This window comes from Kocuria sp. CPCC 205297, from assembly GCF_040981035.1.
Classification (GTDB): Bacteria; Actinomycetota; Actinomycetes; order Actinomycetales; family Micrococcaceae; genus Kocuria; species Kocuria marina.
The window spans coordinates 180,566-199,239 of record NZ_JAVKPY010000007.1 but is presented as its reverse complement, the minus strand read 5'-3'; the positions used below and the strand labels follow the sequence as shown (position 1 = coordinate 199,239).

At 69.5% G+C, this 18,674-nt stretch carries 19 protein-coding genes; 16 read left to right on the top strand and 3 right to left on the bottom strand.

From position 1 onward, the window contains the following. Window positions 1-144 precede the first annotated feature (144 nt). Window positions 145-1,065 carry a restriction endonuclease gene (locus RF650_RS08705; protein WP_144997626.1) on the bottom strand — a complete coding sequence of 307 codons (921 nt, stop codon included), beginning with the start codon at window positions 1,063-1,065 and terminating at the stop codon, window positions 145-147. Between the two features lie 248 nt (window positions 1,066-1,313). Here RF650_RS08705 and RF650_RS08700 point away from each other — a divergent pair, with 248 nt between their 5' ends. The 10 genes from RF650_RS08700 (at window position 1,314) to RF650_RS08655 (ending at window position 11,056) form a co-directional block, all read left to right on the top strand. Further along, window positions 1,314-1,721 (top strand): DUF4396 domain-containing protein, encoded by a 408-nt coding sequence (locus RF650_RS08700; RefSeq protein WP_242670529.1) that lies wholly within the window; start codon window positions 1,314-1,316, stop codon window positions 1,719-1,721. 105 nt (window positions 1,722-1,826) lie between these two features. Continuing rightward, a complete protein-coding gene (locus RF650_RS08695; protein WP_131333809.1) occupies window positions 1,827-2,453 on the top strand; it encodes a YdhK family protein in 627 nt (208 codons plus the stop codon). Between the two features lie 121 nt (window positions 2,454-2,574). Further along, window positions 2,575-2,958: a response regulator transcription factor gene (locus tag RF650_RS08690; protein ID WP_098055578.1), complete on the top strand. Its 384-nt coding sequence runs from the start codon at window positions 2,575-2,577 to the stop codon at window positions 2,956-2,958. 6 nt (window positions 2,959-2,964) lie between these two features. Beyond that, complete coding sequence (locus RF650_RS08685) at window positions 2,965-4,062, top strand: HEAT repeat domain-containing protein (protein ID WP_368814679.1); 1,098 nt, start codon at window positions 2,965-2,967, stop codon at window positions 4,060-4,062. Continuing rightward, window positions 4,049-5,494, top strand: coding sequence for a glycosyltransferase (locus tag RF650_RS08680; protein ID WP_368814678.1), 1,446 nt, complete (start codon window positions 4,049-4,051; stop codon window positions 5,492-5,494). The genes RF650_RS08685 and RF650_RS08680 overlap by 14 nt, the downstream gene beginning before the upstream one ends. Continuing rightward, window positions 5,491-7,065: an ATP-binding protein gene (locus RF650_RS08675; RefSeq protein ID WP_368814677.1), complete on the top strand. Its 1,575-nt coding sequence runs from the start codon at window positions 5,491-5,493 to the stop codon at window positions 7,063-7,065. The genes RF650_RS08680 and RF650_RS08675 overlap by 4 nt, the downstream gene beginning before the upstream one ends. A gap of 40 nt (window positions 7,066-7,105) precedes the next feature. After that, window positions 7,106-7,228, top strand: coding sequence for a ribosomal protein bL36 (locus RF650_RS08670; protein ID WP_144932824.1), 123 nt, complete (start codon window positions 7,106-7,108; stop codon window positions 7,226-7,228). Window positions 7,229-7,393: 165 nt separating this feature from the next. Then, window positions 7,394-8,413, top strand: a complete 1,020-nt coding sequence (locus tag RF650_RS08665; RefSeq protein WP_368814676.1) for an NADP-dependent oxidoreductase — start codon at window positions 7,394-7,396, stop codon at window positions 8,411-8,413. Window positions 8,414-8,546: 133 nt separating this feature from the next. Then, window positions 8,547-10,772 (top strand): chorismate-binding protein, encoded by a 2,226-nt coding sequence (locus RF650_RS08660; protein ID WP_368814675.1) that lies wholly within the window; start codon window positions 8,547-8,549, stop codon window positions 10,770-10,772. A gap of 122 nt (window positions 10,773-10,894) precedes the next feature. After that, window positions 10,895-11,056, top strand: coding sequence for a hypothetical protein (locus RF650_RS08655; protein ID WP_164497787.1), 162 nt, complete (start codon window positions 10,895-10,897; stop codon window positions 11,054-11,056). Between the two features lie 92 nt (window positions 11,057-11,148). On the opposite strand, the gene RF650_RS08650 is transcribed toward RF650_RS08655, so the two are convergent. Beyond that, window positions 11,149-11,385: a hypothetical protein gene (locus RF650_RS08650; protein ID WP_055085169.1), complete on the bottom strand. Its 237-nt coding sequence runs from the start codon at window positions 11,383-11,385 to the stop codon at window positions 11,149-11,151. Between the two features lie 187 nt (window positions 11,386-11,572). Between RF650_RS08650 and RF650_RS08645 the strand changes: the two genes are divergently transcribed. The 3 genes from RF650_RS08645 (at window position 11,573) to RF650_RS08635 (ending at window position 14,583) form a co-directional block, all read left to right on the top strand. After that, on the top strand, window positions 11,573-12,523 hold the full coding sequence (locus RF650_RS08645; RefSeq protein WP_313361627.1) for an NAD-dependent epimerase/dehydratase family protein: 951 nt from the start codon (window positions 11,573-11,575) through the stop codon (window positions 12,521-12,523). Then, window positions 12,524-12,937, top strand: coding sequence for a hypothetical protein (locus tag RF650_RS08640; RefSeq protein ID WP_368814674.1), 414 nt, complete (start codon window positions 12,524-12,526; stop codon window positions 12,935-12,937). A gap of 191 nt (window positions 12,938-13,128) precedes the next feature. Further along, window positions 13,129-14,583: a YeeE/YedE thiosulfate transporter family protein gene (locus RF650_RS08635; protein WP_368814673.1), complete on the top strand. Its 1,455-nt coding sequence runs from the start codon at window positions 13,129-13,131 to the stop codon at window positions 14,581-14,583. Between the two features lie 179 nt (window positions 14,584-14,762). On the opposite strand, the gene RF650_RS08630 is transcribed toward RF650_RS08635, so the two are convergent. After that, complete coding sequence (locus RF650_RS08630; RefSeq protein ID WP_368814672.1) at window positions 14,763-16,328, bottom strand: MFS transporter; 1,566 nt, start codon at window positions 16,326-16,328, stop codon at window positions 14,763-14,765. Between the two features lie 144 nt (window positions 16,329-16,472). Here RF650_RS08630 and RF650_RS08625 point away from each other — a divergent pair, with 144 nt between their 5' ends. From RF650_RS08625 to RF650_RS08615, 3 genes are read left to right on the top strand one after another with little or no spacing between them, the layout of a single operon-like run. After that, the gene (locus RF650_RS08625; RefSeq protein WP_239321498.1) at window positions 16,473-17,699 is read left to right on the top strand and encodes an inorganic phosphate transporter; all 1,227 of its coding nucleotides are present in this window, start codon (window positions 16,473-16,475) and stop codon (window positions 17,697-17,699) included. Continuing rightward, window positions 17,696-17,968: a hypothetical protein gene (locus tag RF650_RS08620; RefSeq protein WP_367403870.1), complete on the top strand. Its 273-nt coding sequence runs from the start codon at window positions 17,696-17,698 to the stop codon at window positions 17,966-17,968. Before RF650_RS08625 ends, RF650_RS08620 begins: the two co-directional genes overlap by 4 nt. Next, window positions 17,965-18,528: a DUF3349 domain-containing protein gene (locus RF650_RS08615; RefSeq protein WP_368814671.1), complete on the top strand. Its 564-nt coding sequence runs from the start codon at window positions 17,965-17,967 to the stop codon at window positions 18,526-18,528. The genes RF650_RS08620 and RF650_RS08615 overlap by 4 nt, the downstream gene beginning before the upstream one ends. Window positions 18,529-18,674 lie beyond the last annotated feature (146 nt).

Genomic DNA, 18,674 nt, shown 5'->3' with positions numbered 1-18,674 from the left:
ATCGGGAGACCTCGACCCCTACCCCGGCATCAACGCGCTCAACCACCCACCCCCTCAACTGCGAAGAGCCCCTATTACGGTGAGTAAAGGTTCGGGAGGCCGGGCGTGAGCTGCATCTCAGCGGCGGCGGATGTGCGGGGATCGCTATTCGAAGAAATCCTCGTCTACGGCTAAGACATCAAAGGTCTGCCTCACCTGCACTCCCACCCGGTACTTGAGCATCAAGGCCACCAGGCGCTCGCCATCGATGAGGACGGGGCGAGAGGGGACTACTGCGGCGTAGTCTTTCGCGCCCGCAGTAAATGTGCTTGTGGTGATAAAGATGCCCTTCGTTGCGCCCTTGCCATGAAGTGCGCCCACGAAGGCCTGAATTGCCTCCCGGCCTACGGTGTTCTTCTCTGCGTAGCGCTTGGCCTGGATGTAAATCTGATCGAGGCCCAGGGGGTCCTGGTCGATGACCCCGTCTACACCCCCGTCTCCAGACCCGCCAATGCGGCGCCCTCGTTTGTCCGCCCCGCCGTACCCCATTTTCAGAAGCACCTGCACAACCGCCTCCTCAAAGAAATCGGGGTGGGTGCCGCGCAGGCGTTCCAAGAGATCTTCCGCTGTCTCGGCCGTAAGCTGATTAATCCCTTCGTCGATTTTTTCAAGGGGTTCTAGCTCTGCCACCTTTGGCGTTGTCGTGCTGTTCGGCTGCTTCGAGACCTCCGGGCTCCAGAACGGCTTGAAGTATTGGTTGGCCTCTCTGAATGTCATGCCTCTCGGATGTTCCTTGGTCCATGCCCGTCCCGCATCATTGAGCCGGTAGTACCCCCGCGCAGGGCGATCCACCAGGTTTGCGCGGGATAAATGGCTCAACACCCACTGCATGCGCTGTTCATATCGGAGGCTGCCCGTGTTCAGCTGTTCACTCTTGGCGGAGTCGCTCAATCCGGCGGCTTCGGCGGCGCGATCAAATATGTCCTTGCGGTGCAGGTTTTCCCCGGATGTCATGACCGATAAAACGGGCCTCAGGAGCTCCGGCCACGTGGGAACTTCGGTGGGGCGAGCATCAGGGGATGTCATGTGAAACCGCCTTGAGGTATGAATAGGTTCATGCAACCGACTGCGACCTGTCCAGTGTAGAGATGGCTGTGCCAGCACCCGATCAATGCATGTAAAGAAATCCATATCAATAATACCCCCCCAGGGTATATAGTCGATGGCATGAACACGCCCGCCACCACCCACCCCACCGATCACTCGGACTCCCTCTCGGGCCACGACTGCACGACCACACCCCCTCCAACCACGCAGGCCACGACATGTCCGACATGGCCGCCAGCGCCACCCTCCACTGCCTCACCGGCTGCTCCATCGGCGAGATCCTCGGCCTGATCCTGGCCACCGTGTTCGGGTGGGGCAACGTCACCAGCACCGCCACGGACACCGTCTCCATCCTCACCATGGAGGTCGTGGACAACCTCGTCATGTGGCTGGTCCCCGGCGCCATGGACGCCGGCCTGCTGGACGCCCTGTTCTGGGGTTCCATGGCCCTGTCCCTCGTGATCGCGTACTTCGCGGCATACCCGGTGAACAAGGCCCTGCTGCGCCGCGGCAAGGGCCACGCCATCACCCACCACGCCTCCGGCGGCGGCCCCATGGACAACCGCCCCCTGGCGTACGGCATCAGCGCGTTCATGCTGGGCGGCTTCGTCGCGTCCCTCGGTACCCTCTTGTAGGGAACCAGTGCAGCGGGGCCCCGCTGCCACCGCGCACTCCCACCAGAAACCCGCCCGTACCGGGGTCCAGCAACCCGGGCGGGCCCGCAGAAAGGATCCTTTCCCATGCGTCGACTTCCCCTCACCCTCGCCGGTCTCGCCATCCTGGTGACCGCCACCGCCTGCTCCGCCGGTTCCGATTCCGCGGACCAGTCCGCCCACGAGGGCCACGAGACCAGCGCGACCTCCAGCGCGACGAGCCAGGCGACGTCGTCCTCCGCGAGTGGCACGCCCAGTGCGAGCCAGGGCGGGCACGAGCACATGCACGCCATGGACGGTGGCCCCGCCCCGGAGGGCATCACCGCCGCGGAGAAGCCCACCTACCCGGTGGGCACGCAGGTCACGCTGACCGCCGACCACATGGAGGGCATGAAGGGCGCCCCGGCCACTGTGGTGGGCGCTTACAAGACCGTGGCCTACGCCGTGAACTACACCCCCACGGACGGCGGACCCGAGGTCACCAACCACAAGTGGGTCGTCCAGGAGGAACTCCAGGGTGCCGGTTCCGAGCGCCTCGCGGACGGGACCGAGGTCACCATCGAGGCGGACCACATGCCCGGCATGAAGGGCGCCACGGGCACCGTTGCCTCCTCAACCACCCAGACGGTCTACATGGTGGACTACGAGGCGGACGGCATGACCATGACCAACCACAAGTGGGTCGTGGAGAAGGAGATGAAGCCCCGCGGCTGATTTCACCGCACCAAGCGTCATCTCCCGCCAACCTGCATGTTTTCGAATACTCTTGGCTTCATCTCCTCCGCTGCCGCGGATTCGGAGCGTGTCCATCCCCCCAGACACACGGAGCGCCCTCGTGAGCCCTGAACACCCGTCCGTCCTCGTTGCGGACGACGACCCCGACATTCGCGACCTCGTGGTCTTCAAACTGCAGCAGGCGGGATACGAGGTCCGGGCGGTGGAGGATGGCACCGCTGCGCTGAGCGCGCTGGAGGACGGCATCCCAGACGTCGTGGTGCTGGACGTCATGATGCCCGGTCTCAGCGGACTGGACGTGCTGCGCCAGATCCGTGCCACCGAGGCTCTGAAACACCTCAAAGTGGTCCTGCTGACCGCCCGGGCCAGGGACGCGGACGTGGACGACGGGTACAACACCGGTGCGGACGAGTACGTCACCAAGCCCTTCAGCCCCCGTGAGCTGCTGCACCGTGTGAACAGCCTCCTCGGCCGGGGGCGATGACCCGCAGTGGCGACCCCCACGGTGGTCTCCGCGCAGCTGCTGTCCTGGGTGCTGTGGGTTCTGGTGTGGGCCGCGGCACTGCTCCTCGCGACCGTCCTGGGAACGCGTGCAGGCCGGCAGTGGCGTGAACGCCGGGACGCGCAGCTGCTCGGTGAGTTGCGCCCCGCAATGCTCGAGGTCGCGTCCGGTGAGGACGACGACGCCTCCGCCCTGCGCCGCCTGACCGCGGTGCCCCGGCGCCGCGTACCGGTGGTGGACCGCGCCGTCTCCGCGATGCTCTCCAAGGTCAGGGGGGAGCCCGCCCGTGCTCTGGCCCGGGTGCTCGACGCCCACGGACGCGCCGAGTGGGCCATCGCGGGGCTCTCCTCCCACAGCGCGGTGCGCCGTGCCCACGCCGCCTGGACCCTCGGGCTGATGCGCGCTCGCGAGTCCGCGCCCCGGCTCCTGCCCCTGCTCCAGGACCGTTCCGCGGACGTGGTGGTTGCCGCCGCCCGTGCCCTGGCGCTGCTCGGCGACGGCTCCGCGGCCCGCGCCGTGCTGCGCGCGGTGGCGCCGCGGCGTCGTCCCCGCGGACTGCCCAGCTGGGTGGCCGTGGAGTCCCTGTGCGCCTTCGACGACGCAGCGGCACCCGTGATCGAGGAGGCCACCCTGCACCCGGACCCGGCGGTGCGCCACGTGGCGGCAACTGTGATCGGAGTGCGCCCCGTGCCAGGTGCCGCTCCCGTCGTGCGTGAGCGCCTGGCACAGGAGACCGACCCCCGGGCCCTCACCGCCTTCGTCGGCGCCCTGGGATGGGTGGGGGGAGCGCAGGACCTCGCCGTCCTGTCCGAGCTCGCCCGCCACCGGGACGAGAGCGTGGCGCTCGCCGCCGTGGAGTCCCTCGAACGGCTGGGTCTGCCCTCCTCCGTGGCGGCCCTGGGCCCCTTGGTCGAGGACACCCGGCCCCGGTTGGCGGAGCGGGCCGCGGTGGCTCTCACCGAACTGGGCCCTGCCGGGCGGGAGCGGCTGCTGGGCGCCCTGGACGGGGACACCCCTGCCGTGCACCCCGCCCACTACGCGCTGCAGCTGAGCGCCATGAGAGGAGCCGGCCGTGGAGTGGCTTGAGCTGCTGCGCGGCGCTGTGGCCGGGATCCTGGCGTTCATTGCGGTGCCGGTGCTGATCTACTTCCTGCTGATCAACACGTCCTACCTGGTGATGATCGTCCTGGCGGCGGTGGACTTCGTGGCCTACCGCCGCCGGATCCCGTTCGCGGGGCGGGAGGAGCTCATGCACTCCCGCACCATGCCCGGCATCAGCGTGGTGGCACCCATGCACAACGAGGAGGTCGGCATCCGCGTGGCCGTGGAGTCCTTCCTGTCGCTGCAGCACCCGCGCCACGAGGTGATCGTGGTGGACGACGGCAGCACCGACAATGGTTTCGAGGTGCTGCGCCGGGCCTTCGACCTGGTGCCGGTGTCCCGGCAGATGCCCGAGGACGTTCCGGTGCGGGAGGCACCGGCCAGCATTCACGTCCCACGGGACGGGCGGACCCGACTGACCGTGGTGCACAAGCGCAACTCGGGCCGCTCCGACTCCATCAACGTGGGCATCAACCTGGCCCGCGAGGACCTGGTGCTGTTCGTGGACTCGGACTCCATCCTGGACCCCGGGGCGCTGCTGACGGTGTCCCGGCCCTTCATCGAGGACCCGATCTCCACGGTCGCCGCCGGGGGAGTGATCCGCGCCGTCAACGGGTGCCGCGTGAAGGGCGGCCGTGTCTTGGAGGTGCGCATGCCGGGCACGCCGCTCGCGGACATCCAGGTGATGGAGTACCTGCGAGCCTTCCACCTGGGACGCGCAGGCTGGTCCCGGATCAACGCGCTGCTACTCATCAGCGGCGCGTTCGGTGTCTTCCGCCGGGATGCTCTCGTGGCGGTGGGAGGCCTGGACGCCTCGAGCATCGGTGAGGACTTCGAACTGGTGATGCGTCTGCACCGGACCCTCCGCAGGCAGCGCCGGCCCTACCGCGTCACCTTTCTCACGGAGCCCATCTGCTGGACGGAGGTCCCCAGCACCCTGCCCGTGCTGCGGCGGCAGCGGGCGCGCTGGCACCGGGGTCTGTGGGAGACCCTGTGGGCCTACCGGGACATGCTGTTCAACCCCCGCTACGGCCGGCTGGGTCTCGTGGCGGTTCCGTACTACTGGCTCTTCGAGCTGATCGCCCCGCTGCTGGAACTCGCCGGGCTGGTACTGATCGCCCTGGGCTTCGCGCTGGGACTCGTGTCCTGGCAGTACTTCCTGTTGTTCATGCTCGTGGCCTACGCGTACGCGATCATCGTGACCCTCGCGGCCGTGACGATCGAGGAGCTGAGCTACCACAAGTACCCCCGCTGGCGGGACCTGGGCATCACGCTGGGCGCGGTGGTCCTGGAGAACCTGGGCTACCGCCAGCTCACGGCGTGGTGGCGCATGGAGGGCTGGGTGGCCTCCCTGCTGGGGCGCCGCCAGCAGTGGGGCACCATGACCCGTTCGGGTTTCACGGAGGTGGACGGATGAGCGCCCGCTTCCCGGCAGTGACCCGCGTGCGGGACGGTGTCCGCCACCGCGGGGTGCGCGCCATCCTCCTGCACGTGCTCGCCCTGTTGTGCCTCGCACTGCTCTTCACCGGCGCCACCGCACTGTGGGGACTGCACACGGTGCAGCTGAACGTGACCGCCACGCGCACCACCATCACACCCCTGATGGATGCCACGCACCAGGTGGAGGCCACGCTGCTGCGCGCCCAGACGGCCGCGCGGGGCTACTCGGTCAGCGGAGACCAGGCTTTCGCGCGGGAGTACGCTGAGGCCACTGCGGACCTCACTGCAGCCCAGGACGTCCTGGGTGAGGTGGCGGCCGGGCGGCTGCCGCAGCTGCGGTCCTTGAACGAGTCCGTGGACACGTGGCTCGGCCTCACTCGGGAACCAGGGAGGGACACCCCGCGGAAATCTCTGGACCTGCCCACTACGACATCCGCCATGGACCGGGCCCTCGGTACACTGGAGGACGTCCGGGCGGACGCCTCCCGCCTGCGGGAGCAGCGCAGAGCGGATCTGAACCGGTCCATGACCCTGGCCGCGGCCGCCGTGGTGACTGCCGCGATGCTGTCGATCGCGGTGGCGTTCCTCGCCCTGGGCCGCGCGGACCGCGCCCTCGGGGCGCCGCTGCTCGCGCTGCAGTGCACGGTGGCGAGGCAGCGCGCGGGCGATCACGACGCCGTCGCGGAAACCTCCCACGGCGCTCTGGAGGTGGTGGATCTCGCCGCGTCCTTCAACGCCTTCACCCGCGAGGCCCGGGACGTGGTGGAGCAGCGGGAGCGCACCCTGGAGCAGCTCACGGAGCTCAACCGCCAGAAATCCGTGTTCGTCTCCACCACCAACCACGAGCTGCGAACCCCGCTCACGTCCATCAGCGGCTATGTGGAGATGCTCCAGGACGGGGACTTCGGCAGTGTCGGCCCGGAACAGGCCCGCGTGCTGGAAGTGGTGCGGCGCAACACGGAACGGCTGCGGCTGCTGATCGAGGACCTGCTGCTGATCAACAAGCTGGACCAGGACCAGGAGAACCGCTCGGCGCGCCACCGTGTGATGGACCTCGCAGAGTGCGTGTCCGGGGTGGTCACCAATCTCGTTCCCCAGGCCGCGGCGGGCGAGGTGACCGTCCACGTGGACACGGACGGTTCGTGGCCCGTGTTCGGGGACCGGGACCGTCTGGAGCGGGCCGTCACCAACGTGGTGGGTAACGCCATCAAGTTCACCCCGCCCCACGGTGCCGTCTCGCTGACGCTGGAAGGCACGCCCGATGGCACGGGAGTCCGCCTGACGTGCACGGACACCGGGATGGGTATTCCCGAGAAAGAGGTGGGGTCCCTCTTCACGAGCTTCACCCGGGCCTCCAACGCCACGGCCCAGCAGGTGCCCGGAACGGGACTGGGGCTCGTGATCATGCGCACCATCGTGGAGCAGCACGGGGGGTCCGTGGCCCTGGAGTCGGTGGAGGGGGAAGGCACCACCGTCACGCTGAATCTCCCCCTGGCGACCCAGCGGAGCGAACCGGTGCAGCGGGCTGTGGCTACCGATGCTCCGTGATGCTCTCCTGAATGATAATTGTTCGCAACCATGAGGTTCCGTGAAGGTTCGCACCTCGCTCCGCTCCCTCAAGCAGATCCCCGGCTCGCAGGTGGTCCGCCGCCGGGGCAAGACCGATGTGATCAACAGGAAGAATCGGCGCATGAAGGCTCGTCAGGGCTGAGCCGCGCGCGGGGCGCCCCCGGGAGCCGGTCCGTGCGGCGTCGGCGATCACCGTGGGGTGCGTAAATTACTCCTGGGCTGCCCCATGTGACGAGCAACCGGGGGTAGCGTCCGCTGGGCGCGAATCCTTGCTGTGGCAAACGTTTGTGCATGCCACCATGGCGACATGGCTACTACCGATTCCACCAGCACCCAAATTCAGCTCGTCTCCCGCCCCGAGGGGTGGCCCGAGCACGAGAACTTCCGCACCGTCACCGTGGACCTGCCGGAGCTGCAGGACGGAGAGGTGCGCGTGCGCAACGAGTTCATGTCCGTGGACCCGTACATGCGCGGGCGCATGCGGGACGAAAAGAGCTACGTCCCGCCGTTCGCCCTGAACGAGACCATGACCGGCGGCGCCATCGGCCGCGTGGTCGAGTCCCGCTCCGAGGATCTCCCCGAGGGCACCCCCGTGCTGCACCAGTACGGCTGGCGCGACCTCGCCCAGGGATCTGCCAAGGAGTTCACCAAGGTTGAGGAGCTGCCCAACGCCGAGCTGTCCGTGTACCTGGGCGTGCTGGGCATGACAGGGATGACTGCGTACACCGGGCTCACCCGCATCGCCGGGCTGAAGGAGGGGGACCGCGTATTCGTTTCCGGTGCCGCCGGCGCCGTGGGCTCCACCGCGGGTCAGATCGCCAAGCTGCTGGGCGCCTCCTACGTGATCGGTTCCGCCGGCTCGGATGAGAAGGCCCGGATGCTCACCGAGAAGTACGGCTTCGACAAGGTGCTCAACTACAAGGATGCCCCCATCCGTGAGCAGCTGGCCGATGCTGTGGGTGAGGATGGCGTGGACGTGTACTACGACAACGTGGGCGGCGACCACCTGGAGGCGGCTCTGGACGTGCTCAACCGTCACGGCCGTGTGGCCGTGTGCGGCGCGATCAGCCAGTACAACTCCACCGAGCGCCCCTGCGGCCCGGACAACATGGGCAACATCATCAAGAACTCCCTCATGCTGGAGGGCTTCACCATGGGTGACCACACTGACGTCGCCCAGGAGTACCGCCAGCGGATGGGTGAGTGGTTCACCTCCGGCAAGGTCGCCCACGATGAGACCGTGGTGGAGGGCATCGACCACGCCGTGGACGCGTTCCTGGACATGATGAAGGGCGCGAACAAGGGCAAGATGGTCGTCAAGATCTGAGTGACGTCCTCGCCGCGTGGCTGCGCGGCACTGTGACCGTCGTCGAGGAACCGCTCCGCTGCTCTGCGTGGCGGTTCCTCTCCATATCATGGCCGCGTCCGAGCTGCTCCCCGACGCCCCACGAGAGGAAACCGTGCCCCGACACCCTCTGCCGCATCGCGTGAGACCCGTGCAGATGCTGCGCGCGCTGCATGCTGAACCCGGTCTCGCGGCGCTGCTCGGGGACTGGATGCACGGGGACGCGGTGATCGGTATCCGGCCCGCGCGCGTGCTCGGTGCGGACGAGGACCCGTTCGCCGCTCTGGGTTCCGCGGACGACGACGATCCTCCCGCCGTGGCGCGTGCCGCCCCGCCCAGCACGGGCGGGAACCGGCACGATCTCTGCGTTCTGGCTCGCCCCTGCGCCGAGCCACCCGCCGCCGATCCCGCCCGCTTCGGCGGCGGGTGGCTCGGCTATCTGGGGTACCAGCTCTCACGTCGCCTGGAGTCGCTCCCGCCCGCACCTCCGCACTCGGGCGGTCTGCCGGAGCACCACCTGGCGCGCTACGACCACGTCCTGGTGCACGACAGCGCGGCGGAGCGCTGGTTCTGTGAGTCCCTGCCCGGTGCGGACCCTGCCCGGGTGGCTGAGACGATCGCGGCGGTGGAGCGGGCGCTCGGGGCCGGCCCGGCGTCCTCGTCCGGGGCGCCCGCGCCGCGCTCGTACCGGTGCGGGCCGTTCGAGGCCGCCGTGACCGGCGCGGCCCACGCCAAGGCGGCGCGGCGCGCGCTGGCGCACATCCGGGACGGGGACATCTTCCAGGCGAACATCTGCCGAGAGCTCACAGCGGCATTCGACGGTGACCCACTGGACCTGTTCTGCACCGGGTACGAGCGGCTGCGGCCGCGTTTCGCCGGGTTCTTGCGCGTGCCGGGCGGCGCGGTGGCCAGCTTCTCGCCCGAGCTCTACCTGCGTCGGACGGGCACCGCCGTGCTCACGTCCCCGATCAAGGGCACCGCGCCCGCGGACTCGGACCCCCGCGAGCTGCACGCCTCCGCCAAGAACCGCGCCGAGAACGTGATGATCGTGGACCTCATGCGCAACGACCTCTCCCGCGTGTGCGTCCCCGGCTCCGTCCTGAGCCCCGCCGTGCCGCGCGTGGAGCCGCACACGGGCGTCCACCACCTGGTCGCGGATGTCCACGGCACGCTGCGCCCCGGGCTCGACGACGCCGCCCTCCTGCGCTCCACGTTCCCGCCCGGTTCGTGCACGGGGGCGCCGAAGGTCAGAGCCACCGAGATCATCAACGCCCTGGAAACCACCGCACGAGGCGTCTACACCGGTGGGATCGGGTACGCGAGTCCCGTGGCGGGGCTGGCCATGAACGTGGCCATCCGTACCTTCGAGTTCTCGGGCGCCACGGTGCGCCTGGGTGTGGGCGGCGGGATCGTTGCTGACTCGGACCCGGACGGGGAGGCGTTCGAGACCCTCGTGAAGGCCGCCCCGCTGCTGGATGCGGTCGGCGCCCGCTTCGGGCCCGAGCTGTCCCGGGAGTGGCGTGAGCACGCGGAGTCCTCGGAGGTGGCGACCCCGGCGTGCGTGGGAGGCGGTGGGGCACTGTCGCGCGCGGCAGCCTCGCTGCGGGACGCGCCCGTGATCCGCTCGACCCCCGACCCCTCCCTGGGGGTCTTCACCACGATGCTCGTCCGCGAGGGGCGCCCCGAGCAGCTGGTGGAGCACCTGGCAAGGCTCGGGAGCAGCGTGCGGGCGTGCTTCTCCCATGAGCTGCCGGGCGCGCTCGCGGAGCAGGTCCTCCAGCGTGCTGCCGGATTGGATGGCCCGCACCGGCTGCGGGTCACGGCAGTTCCGGACGCTGGGAGTCTGTGTCTCGAGATGACCCACGCCCCGCTGAACCCTCCCGGCGCGGCCCCTCCCGTGGATCCGTGGGTGCTGCACCCGGTGGTGGTGCCCGGCGGGTGGGGCCGCCACAAGTGGGCGGACCGCCGCGCCCTGAACACGACACCCGGTCCGTGGTCCCCGGTGTGTGACCCGCTTCTGATGGACCAGGGTGGCACGGTGCTGGAGACCGGGCGTGCAAATGTGTTCGTGGTGCGCGGTGGTGTGGTCACCACCCCGCCCGTTGACGGCCGGATCCTGCCCGGGGTGATGCGCGCCCGGGTGCTCCCGATCCTTCGGGCCGCCGGGTACGAGGTCCGTGAACAAGACATCGCTCTCACGGACATCGCTGGGGCGTCGGAGGTGTTCGTGACCAACGCCCTGCGGGGTGCCCGACCCGTGGGGGAGATCCACGGTGTGGGTGCGTGGGCCCCTGGGCCCGTGACGGCGTGGGTGCAGCGCGCGCTCTCGGACGCCTCGTGACGAACGGGCGGCATCGCCCCATTGACACGACCCGGTGAGGTGAGGATGCTCGGGGCACGGCGCCGTCGTCCGGGCCGCGGAGCTCGGGGCGGCGCACCACGCAACCGCGAAGGAGCGCAGCCATGGGCAAGAACCCACAGGACGAGAACACCGAGTCGGTCAGCCAGGTGGACACCGACGAGCAGCGCCAGAAGGCCGCCGAGCAGGCGAACACCCAGGAGCAGCAGGAGTTCTTCGAGGAGCAGGCCGGCACGGAGGAGCAGTCCCAGGGCTACGGGCACTGAGCACCGCACCGGGCAGCCGCTGACAGGCGAACCGCCCCGCACCACGAAGGTGCGGGGCGGTTCTTCTGCGCCGAGTGGCTGGGGGTCGGTGGCTACTTCTTCTTGTTCTCGAGGGTCTGCTCGTACTGGGCGAGAGCCAGGCCCACGCTCATGAAGGTGGGCGCCCAGTGGCCCACGAAGATGCCCCAGCGGTCCGACTGGGCCTTGGAGTCGTCGCTCTTGAGACGCGAGATTCCCCACGACACGAAGGACAGGGCGATCGAGCCCATGCCTGCGGTGTAGGCGTACTCGGAGCGGATACCGGCGTCGTGCAGGGTCTTCATGATCATGGTGTGATCTCCGTTCTGCTCTGCTGAGCAAGTGGCGGTGAAGCAGGGCTGGGTACCTCCACCGTAGATGCCGGGGGGCCAAATAATAAGGGGGGTGATGGATCGGGTTCTGCCCGGTCATGGCACCGTTCCTTTCCCTTACCGAGCCGGGCCACGCGCCGTCGCGCGGACATGACAGGCTGGTGCCATGAATGATTCCGCTGCAACAGTGCTCCTGGCCGGCTGCGGGGACGTGGGGACCGCCCTGGGATTGCGCCTCGCCGAACGCGGAGTGCGCGCGGTGGGCGTGCGGCGCCGCGCGGACGCGCTGCCCGAGCCCCTCGAGCCGGTCTCTCTGGACCTCACCGACCCGGGGGAGGCCGTCCTTCCCGTGGCCGACGCCGTGGTGGTCACCCTCACCGCCGACGGCCGCGACGCGACCGCCTACGAACGCACCTACCTGGGTGCGCTGCGCGGGTTGCACCTGGCCCTGCCGTCCGACGCCGCGCCGCGCGTGGTGCTCGTGTCCTCCACGGGCGTCCTGAGCGGCACCGACGGTGAGGTCGTCACCGAGGCCACCCCGCCCGACCCTCAGCGCGCCACCGCCCACGTGTTGCTCGCCGCGGAGGAGCTCGCTGCCGATCTCTTCCCGGACCTGGTCATCGTGCGCCCCGCGGGAATCTACGGGCCCGGCCGCACGTCCCTGATCGAGCGGGTCCGCACGGCCACGCCTGTCACCCACCGGCGCGTGACCAACAGGATCCACCGGGACGATCTCGTCACGGTCCTCTCCACCGTGCTCGACGCTCCCGAGCCGCCGCGGTTGCTGCACGCCGTGGATCATGACGCCGCTCAGCTGGGTGACGTCGTCACGCACCTCGCGGCGCGGCTGGGTGTCGAGGTGCCCCCGGACAACTCACCCGCGGGAGAGGGGCCGCTCGGCAAGATCATCGACGGGGCGCTCGTGCACTCCCTGGTTCCTCGATCCCGGTGGCGCTACCCCACCTTCCGGGAGGGGTACGACGCGCTGCTGGGAGCGTCGTCGCCGGAGGAGCGCGACGCCGACGCCGGGCGAGCCTCCGGCGATGCCGCCGAGTGTGACGCCGGGACCGGGCAGGACGCGTCGTCGAACGCCACGACCGAATCGCGAGGCGCGTGAATGACCGCGGAGACCCACTGGTTGCTTCCCATCAACCCGGCCGCTCACGGGCCGCACATGCCCGCCGACTGGCGCACCCGCGAGGACGCCACGGCGGTGTGGGAGGCGATCGGGCGCTCGCAGCCCGCGGATCGGTGGTGCCTGCGCACGGGCTACCGAACCATGACGGCGGGGGACACCATCTGGGCCTACCTGTCCCAGCGGCAGGAGCTGTGCGCCACGGGCGCCGTGCGGGAAGTCGTGCGGGAGGGCGATGAGTGGTTCGTGCTCGTGGACTGGGACGCGGAGCGGACCGCGCAGCTGTGCCGGACCCCGATCCCGCGGGAGGTCTTCGGGCAGGTGCCCATGTCCGTGAGTCGGGCGGGGGAGGGTGCCGTCGGGGCGCTGCGGGCGGTATCGCGCCGGGCAACGTGACGCAATGTCGCTAATACCTCACGAGTAGGTACTTTGGGGCGTTTCCAGGAAGTGTGACACTTTGTGACGACAACCTGGACGTTGCCCCCGGTGAGGAGTTGAGTATACGGAGTCTTTTTCGATCCCTCATCTCCTCCTCCCTTCTTCCGAACGCGCCCTCTTCCCGGTGCGCGGGAAACTGGTACTCACCTATGATCCTCACCGGACTTGTCATCGGCGCGCTGCTGGGCATCGTCTTGCAGCGCGGCCGCTTCTGCGTCACCGGCATGCTGCGGGACATCTTCCTGCAGAAGTCGTGGCGGACCTTCGCCGCGCTGCTCGTGGTGATCTCCGTGCACGCCATCGGTCTCACCGCCCTGACCTCCGCCGGCGTCATCTCCCCCAACTACCCCTCCTTCGCGCCCCTCGCGGTCATCGTGGGCGGATTCATGTTCGGCATCGGCATCATCCTGGCCGGCGGGTGCGCCTCCGGCACGTGGTACCGCTCCGGCGAGGGCCTCGTGGGCTCGTGGATCGCGCTGGCCATGTACGCGCTGTCCGCGTCCGCCATGAAGACCGGCGTGCTCGAGGGCTTCAACTCCGGCATGAAGCAGTGGGACACCGGGCTCACCACCATCCCCAGTGCCCTGGGCGTCTCCCCGTGGCTGTTCGTGATCGTCCTGGCAGCGGTCACCGGTGTGATGGTGCGCCACTTCCTCAACCGCGAGAAGAACACCGTGAAGCCCGCACGGCTGAACGGCCGTCCCGCATGGAAGAAGCCCCTGCACGTCTACACTGCCGGCGCGCTCGTGGGTCTGATCGGCGTCATCGCGTGGCCGCTGTCCGCCGCGACCGGCCGCAACGACGGTCTGGGCATCACCACCCCCACCGCCAACCTGCTGAACTTCCTGGTCACCGGAGCGGACGGGAAGCTGGACTGGGGTGTGATGCTCGTGCTCGGCATCCTGGTGGGCTCGTTCATCGCCGCCAAGTCCACGGGTGAGTTCCGCGTGCGCGTGCCGGACGCCACCACCACGGTGCGCTCCATCGCGGGCGGTCTGCTCATGGGTGTGGGTGCGGCCCTGGCCGGTGGCTGCACAGTGGGCAACGGCATGGTCCAGACCAGCCTGTTCACGTTCCAGGGCTGGGTCGCGCTGCTGTTCATCGCCCTCGGCGTGGCCGTGGCCACCAGGATCTGGCTCAAGCCCACCGTTACGCAGCCCGCCACCGGCGAAGACGGCACCTACTCCACTGCTCAGAGCCTGGACCACACGGTGGGCGCCACCGCACCGGACGACAACTCGATCGACGCCGCTCCCACCGCGGGGGCTCCCCGCACCTCGGGTGCGAACGTGATCTCGGGCTTCGCCGCGGCACCCGCCGCGCTCATGGTCAAGGACCCGGCAGGTGCACCATCGAAGAAGCTCACAGGCCTGGGGGACGGCTACTATGCCCTGGACTCGCTCGGTGCCGTGTGCCCGTTCCCGTTGATCGAGGCCAAGGATGTCATGCAGACCCTTCAGACCGGTGAGCACCTGGTGATCGACTTCGACTGCACCCAGGCCACCGAGGCCATTCCGCAGTGGGCGGCCACGGACGGCCACGAGGTCACCGACTTCGTGGAGAAGGGCGACGCCAGCTGGCAGATCACCCTCAAGAAGGGCTGACCCACTCAGAGCCCCCGCTCACGACACCGCCGCGCCACCTCTACGTTCCATGGACCCCGCCCGCCGGGGGCCGAGGCAGGGAGGGCGCGGCGGCGTCGTCGTACCACCGGAACAGTGCGGAGCGTGGGCCCACCGGGGGGGCGAGCGCTCCGGAGGTGTCGTGGTGTGCGCGCCGTGACTCAGGCGCGAGAGTCCTGCCGGGCGCGGTGGCGCATGTCCCGCAGGGCCACGGCCAGGGCGAGGAGCACCACGAGCACCACAACGCCCAGTCCCGCCGCGATGCCCACGGACCAGCCCTGGCCGGCGATCACTCCGTACGCCACCGCGGTGATCATGGCGATGCCCACGGCGGTGCCCACGCGCTGGCCGGTCTGCATCACGCCACCGGCGCTGCCCGCGTACTCGAGTGGCACCTCCGCGAGCGTGAGTGTCTGGTTGGGGCTCACCACGGCGCCCTGGCCGAAACCCACGAAGCCCAGGGTGAGCACGAGCCACCACTCGCTGATGTGCCAAGAGTCGTGCAGCAGGATCACCGCCATGCTCAGCAGCAGGCCCACGACCACGCTGAGCATGCCGAGCACCACGATCTTGCGGCCCATCCGGTTCACGCGGCTGCCGGCCAGGTTGGAGGCCACCGCGCTCGCGAAGGCATTGAGCAGGCCCACGCAACCGGCGGCCAGCGCGGTGTGGCCGAGCCCCTTCTGCATGTAGAGGGTGACAAGCACCCACACGCTCGTAATGCCCAGGAAATACAGCGAGATCAGCAGGGTGCCGTTGAGGAAACTGCTGACCCTGAAGATGTCCAGGTCCACCATGGGCTGGTGCCCAGAGGCCTTGAAGTGCTTCTCCCACGCGATCCACAGGGCCAGGAACATGGCGGCGACCGCGAGCAGGGCCCACACCCACGGGCTCGTGCCGGGGGAGCCGGCCTCGATGAACGGGAGCAGGGTGGCGAGCAGCGCGATGCCCAGGAGCACCGCACCCGTGGGGTCCATCTCCCGCAGGGCGTGGCGGATGGTGGTGCCCTCGGGCCCGCGCAGCAGCGGGCGGGGGAACCAGAGGAACGCGAGCACGAGCGCGACGACGCCCACGGGGACGTTCACCATGAACAGCCACCGCCAGCCCTCGGCCGCGCCGCCCGTCTGGATCAGCAGACCTCCCAGGACGGGGCCGATGGCCACGGAGACACCCACAGCGCTGCCCAGCATTCCGAACGCCTTCCCGCGCTCTGCGCCCTTGAAGTACTGCTGGATCATGGCCACGCCCTGCGGGTTGAGCAGCCCAGAGCCCACACCCTGCACGAAGCGGGCCACGATCAGCATGGTGGGATCCGGTGCCAGGCCCGCGGCGATCGAGGACAGCGTGAAGATGGCCACCCCGAGCATCCACAGGAACCCACGCCCGAACACGTCCCCGGCGCGGCCGCCCGCCACCAGGACCACACCGAAGGTCAGCGCGTAGCCGGAGAGGATCCACTGCAGCTGGGACTCGGAGGCGCCCAGTCCCTCCTGGATGGAGGGCAGCCCCACGTTGATGATGCTCACGGCCACCAGGGACATGAAGATGGCCACGAGCAGCACGGCCAGGATCCGCCACCGCCGCGGATCCGTGCCGTGGGCGTAGCCCCGGTGGGTCTGCGGATCCGGGCGCGGGCTGAGGATGGGCAGCTCGCCGGTTCCCGTGGCCGGGGAGCGTTCGTGCCAGGTCTCGCCGGGGTCCGGATCACGGTGGGGGTCAGAGGTCATGAACGCATTATGGGCCCGGTCTCAGACGCGCTGGGCGATTTTTCCCTGCGGCGGATCGTGCCGGACGCATGCACCCCGGTGCTGTCCCAGTGCCGTCCCGGGGGCGGTTTTGGTGCGCGGGACGGGGGGCGTCATCCTGGAGGCATGACAGTTGAACTGGTGATCCTGGGCCTGGTGGTCGTGACCGCACTGGCTTTCGACTTCACCAACGGATTCCACGACACCGGCAACGCCATGGCAACATCCATCGCCACCGGTGCGCTCTCACCCAGGACGGCGGTTGCACTGTCCGCGGTGTTGAACCTGGTGGGGGCGTTCCTCTCCGTGGAGGTGGCCACCACGGTGACCAAGGACGTCCTGCTCATCCAGACCTCGGACGGCGGACTGGTTCACGGCCTGGACCCCACTCTCGCGCTGGTGCTGATCTTCTCCGGACTCATCGGCGGCATCCTCTGGAACCTGGCCACCTGGCTGTTCGGTCTGCCCTCCAGCTCGTCGCACGCGCTGTTCGGCGGGCTGATCGGCGCCGGCCTGGCCTCGCTCGGCGTCGCCGGGGTCAACTGGTCCGGTGTGGTCCAGAAAATCCTCGTCCCCGCCGCCCTCGCCCCGTTCATCGCTGGGTGCGTGGCCGCGGCGGGAACGACGCTCGTCTACCTCATCAGCCGCGCCGCCTCGAACCGTCACAAGGACCGCGGCTTCCGCTGGGGACAGGTGGGAACAGCGTCGATGGTGTCTCTCGCGCACGGCACGGGTGACGCGCAGAAGACCATGGGCGTGATTGCCCTCGCGCTGATCGCCCACGGGAACCTGAGCGTCCAGGGAATCGAGGACAACGGGCTGCCGCCGTGGATCATTGTCACGTGCGCCGTGGCCATCGCGCTCGGCACCTACCTGGGCGGCTGGCGCGTGATCCGCACCCTGGGCAAGGGACTCGTGGAGATCGAACCGCCGCAGGGCATGGCCGCGGAGGCTTCCTCGGCCGCGATCATCCTCACCTCCAGCCACTTCGGCATGGCGCTGTCGACGACGCACGTGGCCACCGGATCCATCCTCGGTTCGGGCGTCGGCAAGCCCGGGGCACGGGTGCGCTGGGGCGTGGCCGGGCGCATGGTGGTGGGCTGGCTGCTCACCCTCCCCGCCGCGGCCGTGGTGGGTGCGGTGTGCTTCATCATCGCCCGGGCCGTGGGCGGGTTGCCGGGAGCCGTGGTGATCTTCCTGCTCTTGGCGGCGGCGTCCGCGGTGATCTTCCTGCGCTCCCGGCACCAGAAGGTGGACCGGCACAACGTCAATGCCGAGTGGGACGAGAACACCCACTCCGTGGCCCCCGGTGACCCGGACCGGGCCGACACCCAGGAGGTGGCTCGCTCATGATCGCCCAGATGGCGGAATCTGCCCTCGCCGTGCTGCTGGCCGGGCTCTGCTTCGGCGCCGGACTGCCCGCGCTGTTCACGGTGGGCATCGCCCTGTGGAGCCGCGCCACCCTGCCGCCGGGCCCGGACGGCACGGCGCGCAGGAACGCCGTGGCGCTCGCGGGCGCCGTGCTGTGCTTTGCCATCGTGCTCGCCGCCGTGGTGATCGGGGTCCTGTGGATCACCCGGAAGAGCTTGGACCACTACCTAGGGATCTCGGTGTTCGGATGATGACCTTCGATGCGGCACTCGACCACATTCGCGCCGCCTACCCCCACGGTGTTCCCCCGGAGCAGCACGTGGCGCTCGCGGAGCTGCTGGCCCGCACGGTGGGCCCCTACCGCACCGAGCGGCTGCTCGAGACCCTGGGCATCCCGGCGGGAGACCTCCTGGGGCCCGCCGCGGCCTCCGTGGAACAGCTGGGCGACGTCGCCGCGGACCTCGCGCGCGCCGGGTGGCCCCTGGTGGGCGCGAGCCAGGACGAACCACCCCGGCAGCCGGGCTACGTGGCCCGGGTGATGAACTGGCTGCGCGCCGACTACCCCAACGGGGTACCCGCGCAGGACTACCTGCCCGTGCTCGCCGTGCTGCGCCCGCAGCTCAATGATGAGGACATGGCCGCGATCGCGGACCAGCTCGCCCACGACGCCCGCGAGCAGGGGGTGGCGCCCTCCGAGGCGGACGCCCGTGCCGCCATCCAGCGCGCCACGGAGGACGAGCCCAAGCCGGAGGAGATCGAGCGCATCCGCGCGATGCTCGCGGCCCACGGGTGGCCGTTCGAGGGGGAGTAGGGGCGGCTCCGCGGGTGGGGGCCGAGCCGGACTGCGGAGGGCGGGTTCTACCCTGCGGCGGTGCCCCGCAACGGGGGCCCGACGCGTCAGGGGAAGTTCTGCCACCGACAGCGCGCCTTTCGGTGGCAGAAGCTCTCCTCGGACGC

Coding starts and splice junctions, on each gene's coding strand:
- RF650_RS08640 (WP_368814674.1), top strand. CDS start 12,524: ATGACCGCGGAGACCCACTGGTTGCTTCCCATCAACCCGGCCGCTCAC.
- RF650_RS08615 (WP_368814671.1), top strand. CDS start 17,965: ATGATGACCTTCGATGCGGCACTCGACCACATTCGCGCCGCCTACCCC.
- RF650_RS08695 (WP_131333809.1), top strand. CDS start 1,827: ATGCGTCGACTTCCCCTCACCCTCGCCGGTCTCGCCATCCTGGTGACC.
- RF650_RS08705 (WP_144997626.1), bottom strand. CDS start 1,065: ATGACATCCCCTGATGCTCGCCCCACCGAAGTTCCCACGTGGCCGGAG.
- RF650_RS08700 (WP_242670529.1), top strand. CDS start 1,314: ATGGCCGCCAGCGCCACCCTCCACTGCCTCACCGGCTGCTCCATCGGC.
- RF650_RS08635 (WP_368814673.1), top strand. CDS start 13,129: ATGATCCTCACCGGACTTGTCATCGGCGCGCTGCTGGGCATCGTCTTG.
- RF650_RS08655 (WP_164497787.1), top strand. CDS start 10,895: ATGGGCAAGAACCCACAGGACGAGAACACCGAGTCGGTCAGCCAGGTG.
- RF650_RS08650 (WP_055085169.1), bottom strand. CDS start 11,385: ATGATCATGAAGACCCTGCACGACGCCGGTATCCGCTCCGAGTACGCC.
- RF650_RS08620 (WP_367403870.1), top strand. CDS start 17,696: ATGATCGCCCAGATGGCGGAATCTGCCCTCGCCGTGCTGCTGGCCGGG.
- RF650_RS08675 (WP_368814677.1), top strand. CDS start 5,491: ATGAGCGCCCGCTTCCCGGCAGTGACCCGCGTGCGGGACGGTGTCCGC.
- RF650_RS08665 (WP_368814676.1), top strand. CDS start 7,394: ATGGCTACTACCGATTCCACCAGCACCCAAATTCAGCTCGTCTCCCGC.
- RF650_RS08630 (WP_368814672.1), bottom strand. CDS start 16,328: ATGACCTCTGACCCCCACCGTGATCCGGACCCCGGCGAGACCTGGCAC.
- RF650_RS08645 (WP_313361627.1), top strand. CDS start 11,573: ATGAATGATTCCGCTGCAACAGTGCTCCTGGCCGGCTGCGGGGACGTG.
- RF650_RS08625 (WP_239321498.1), top strand. CDS start 16,473: ATGACAGTTGAACTGGTGATCCTGGGCCTGGTGGTCGTGACCGCACTG.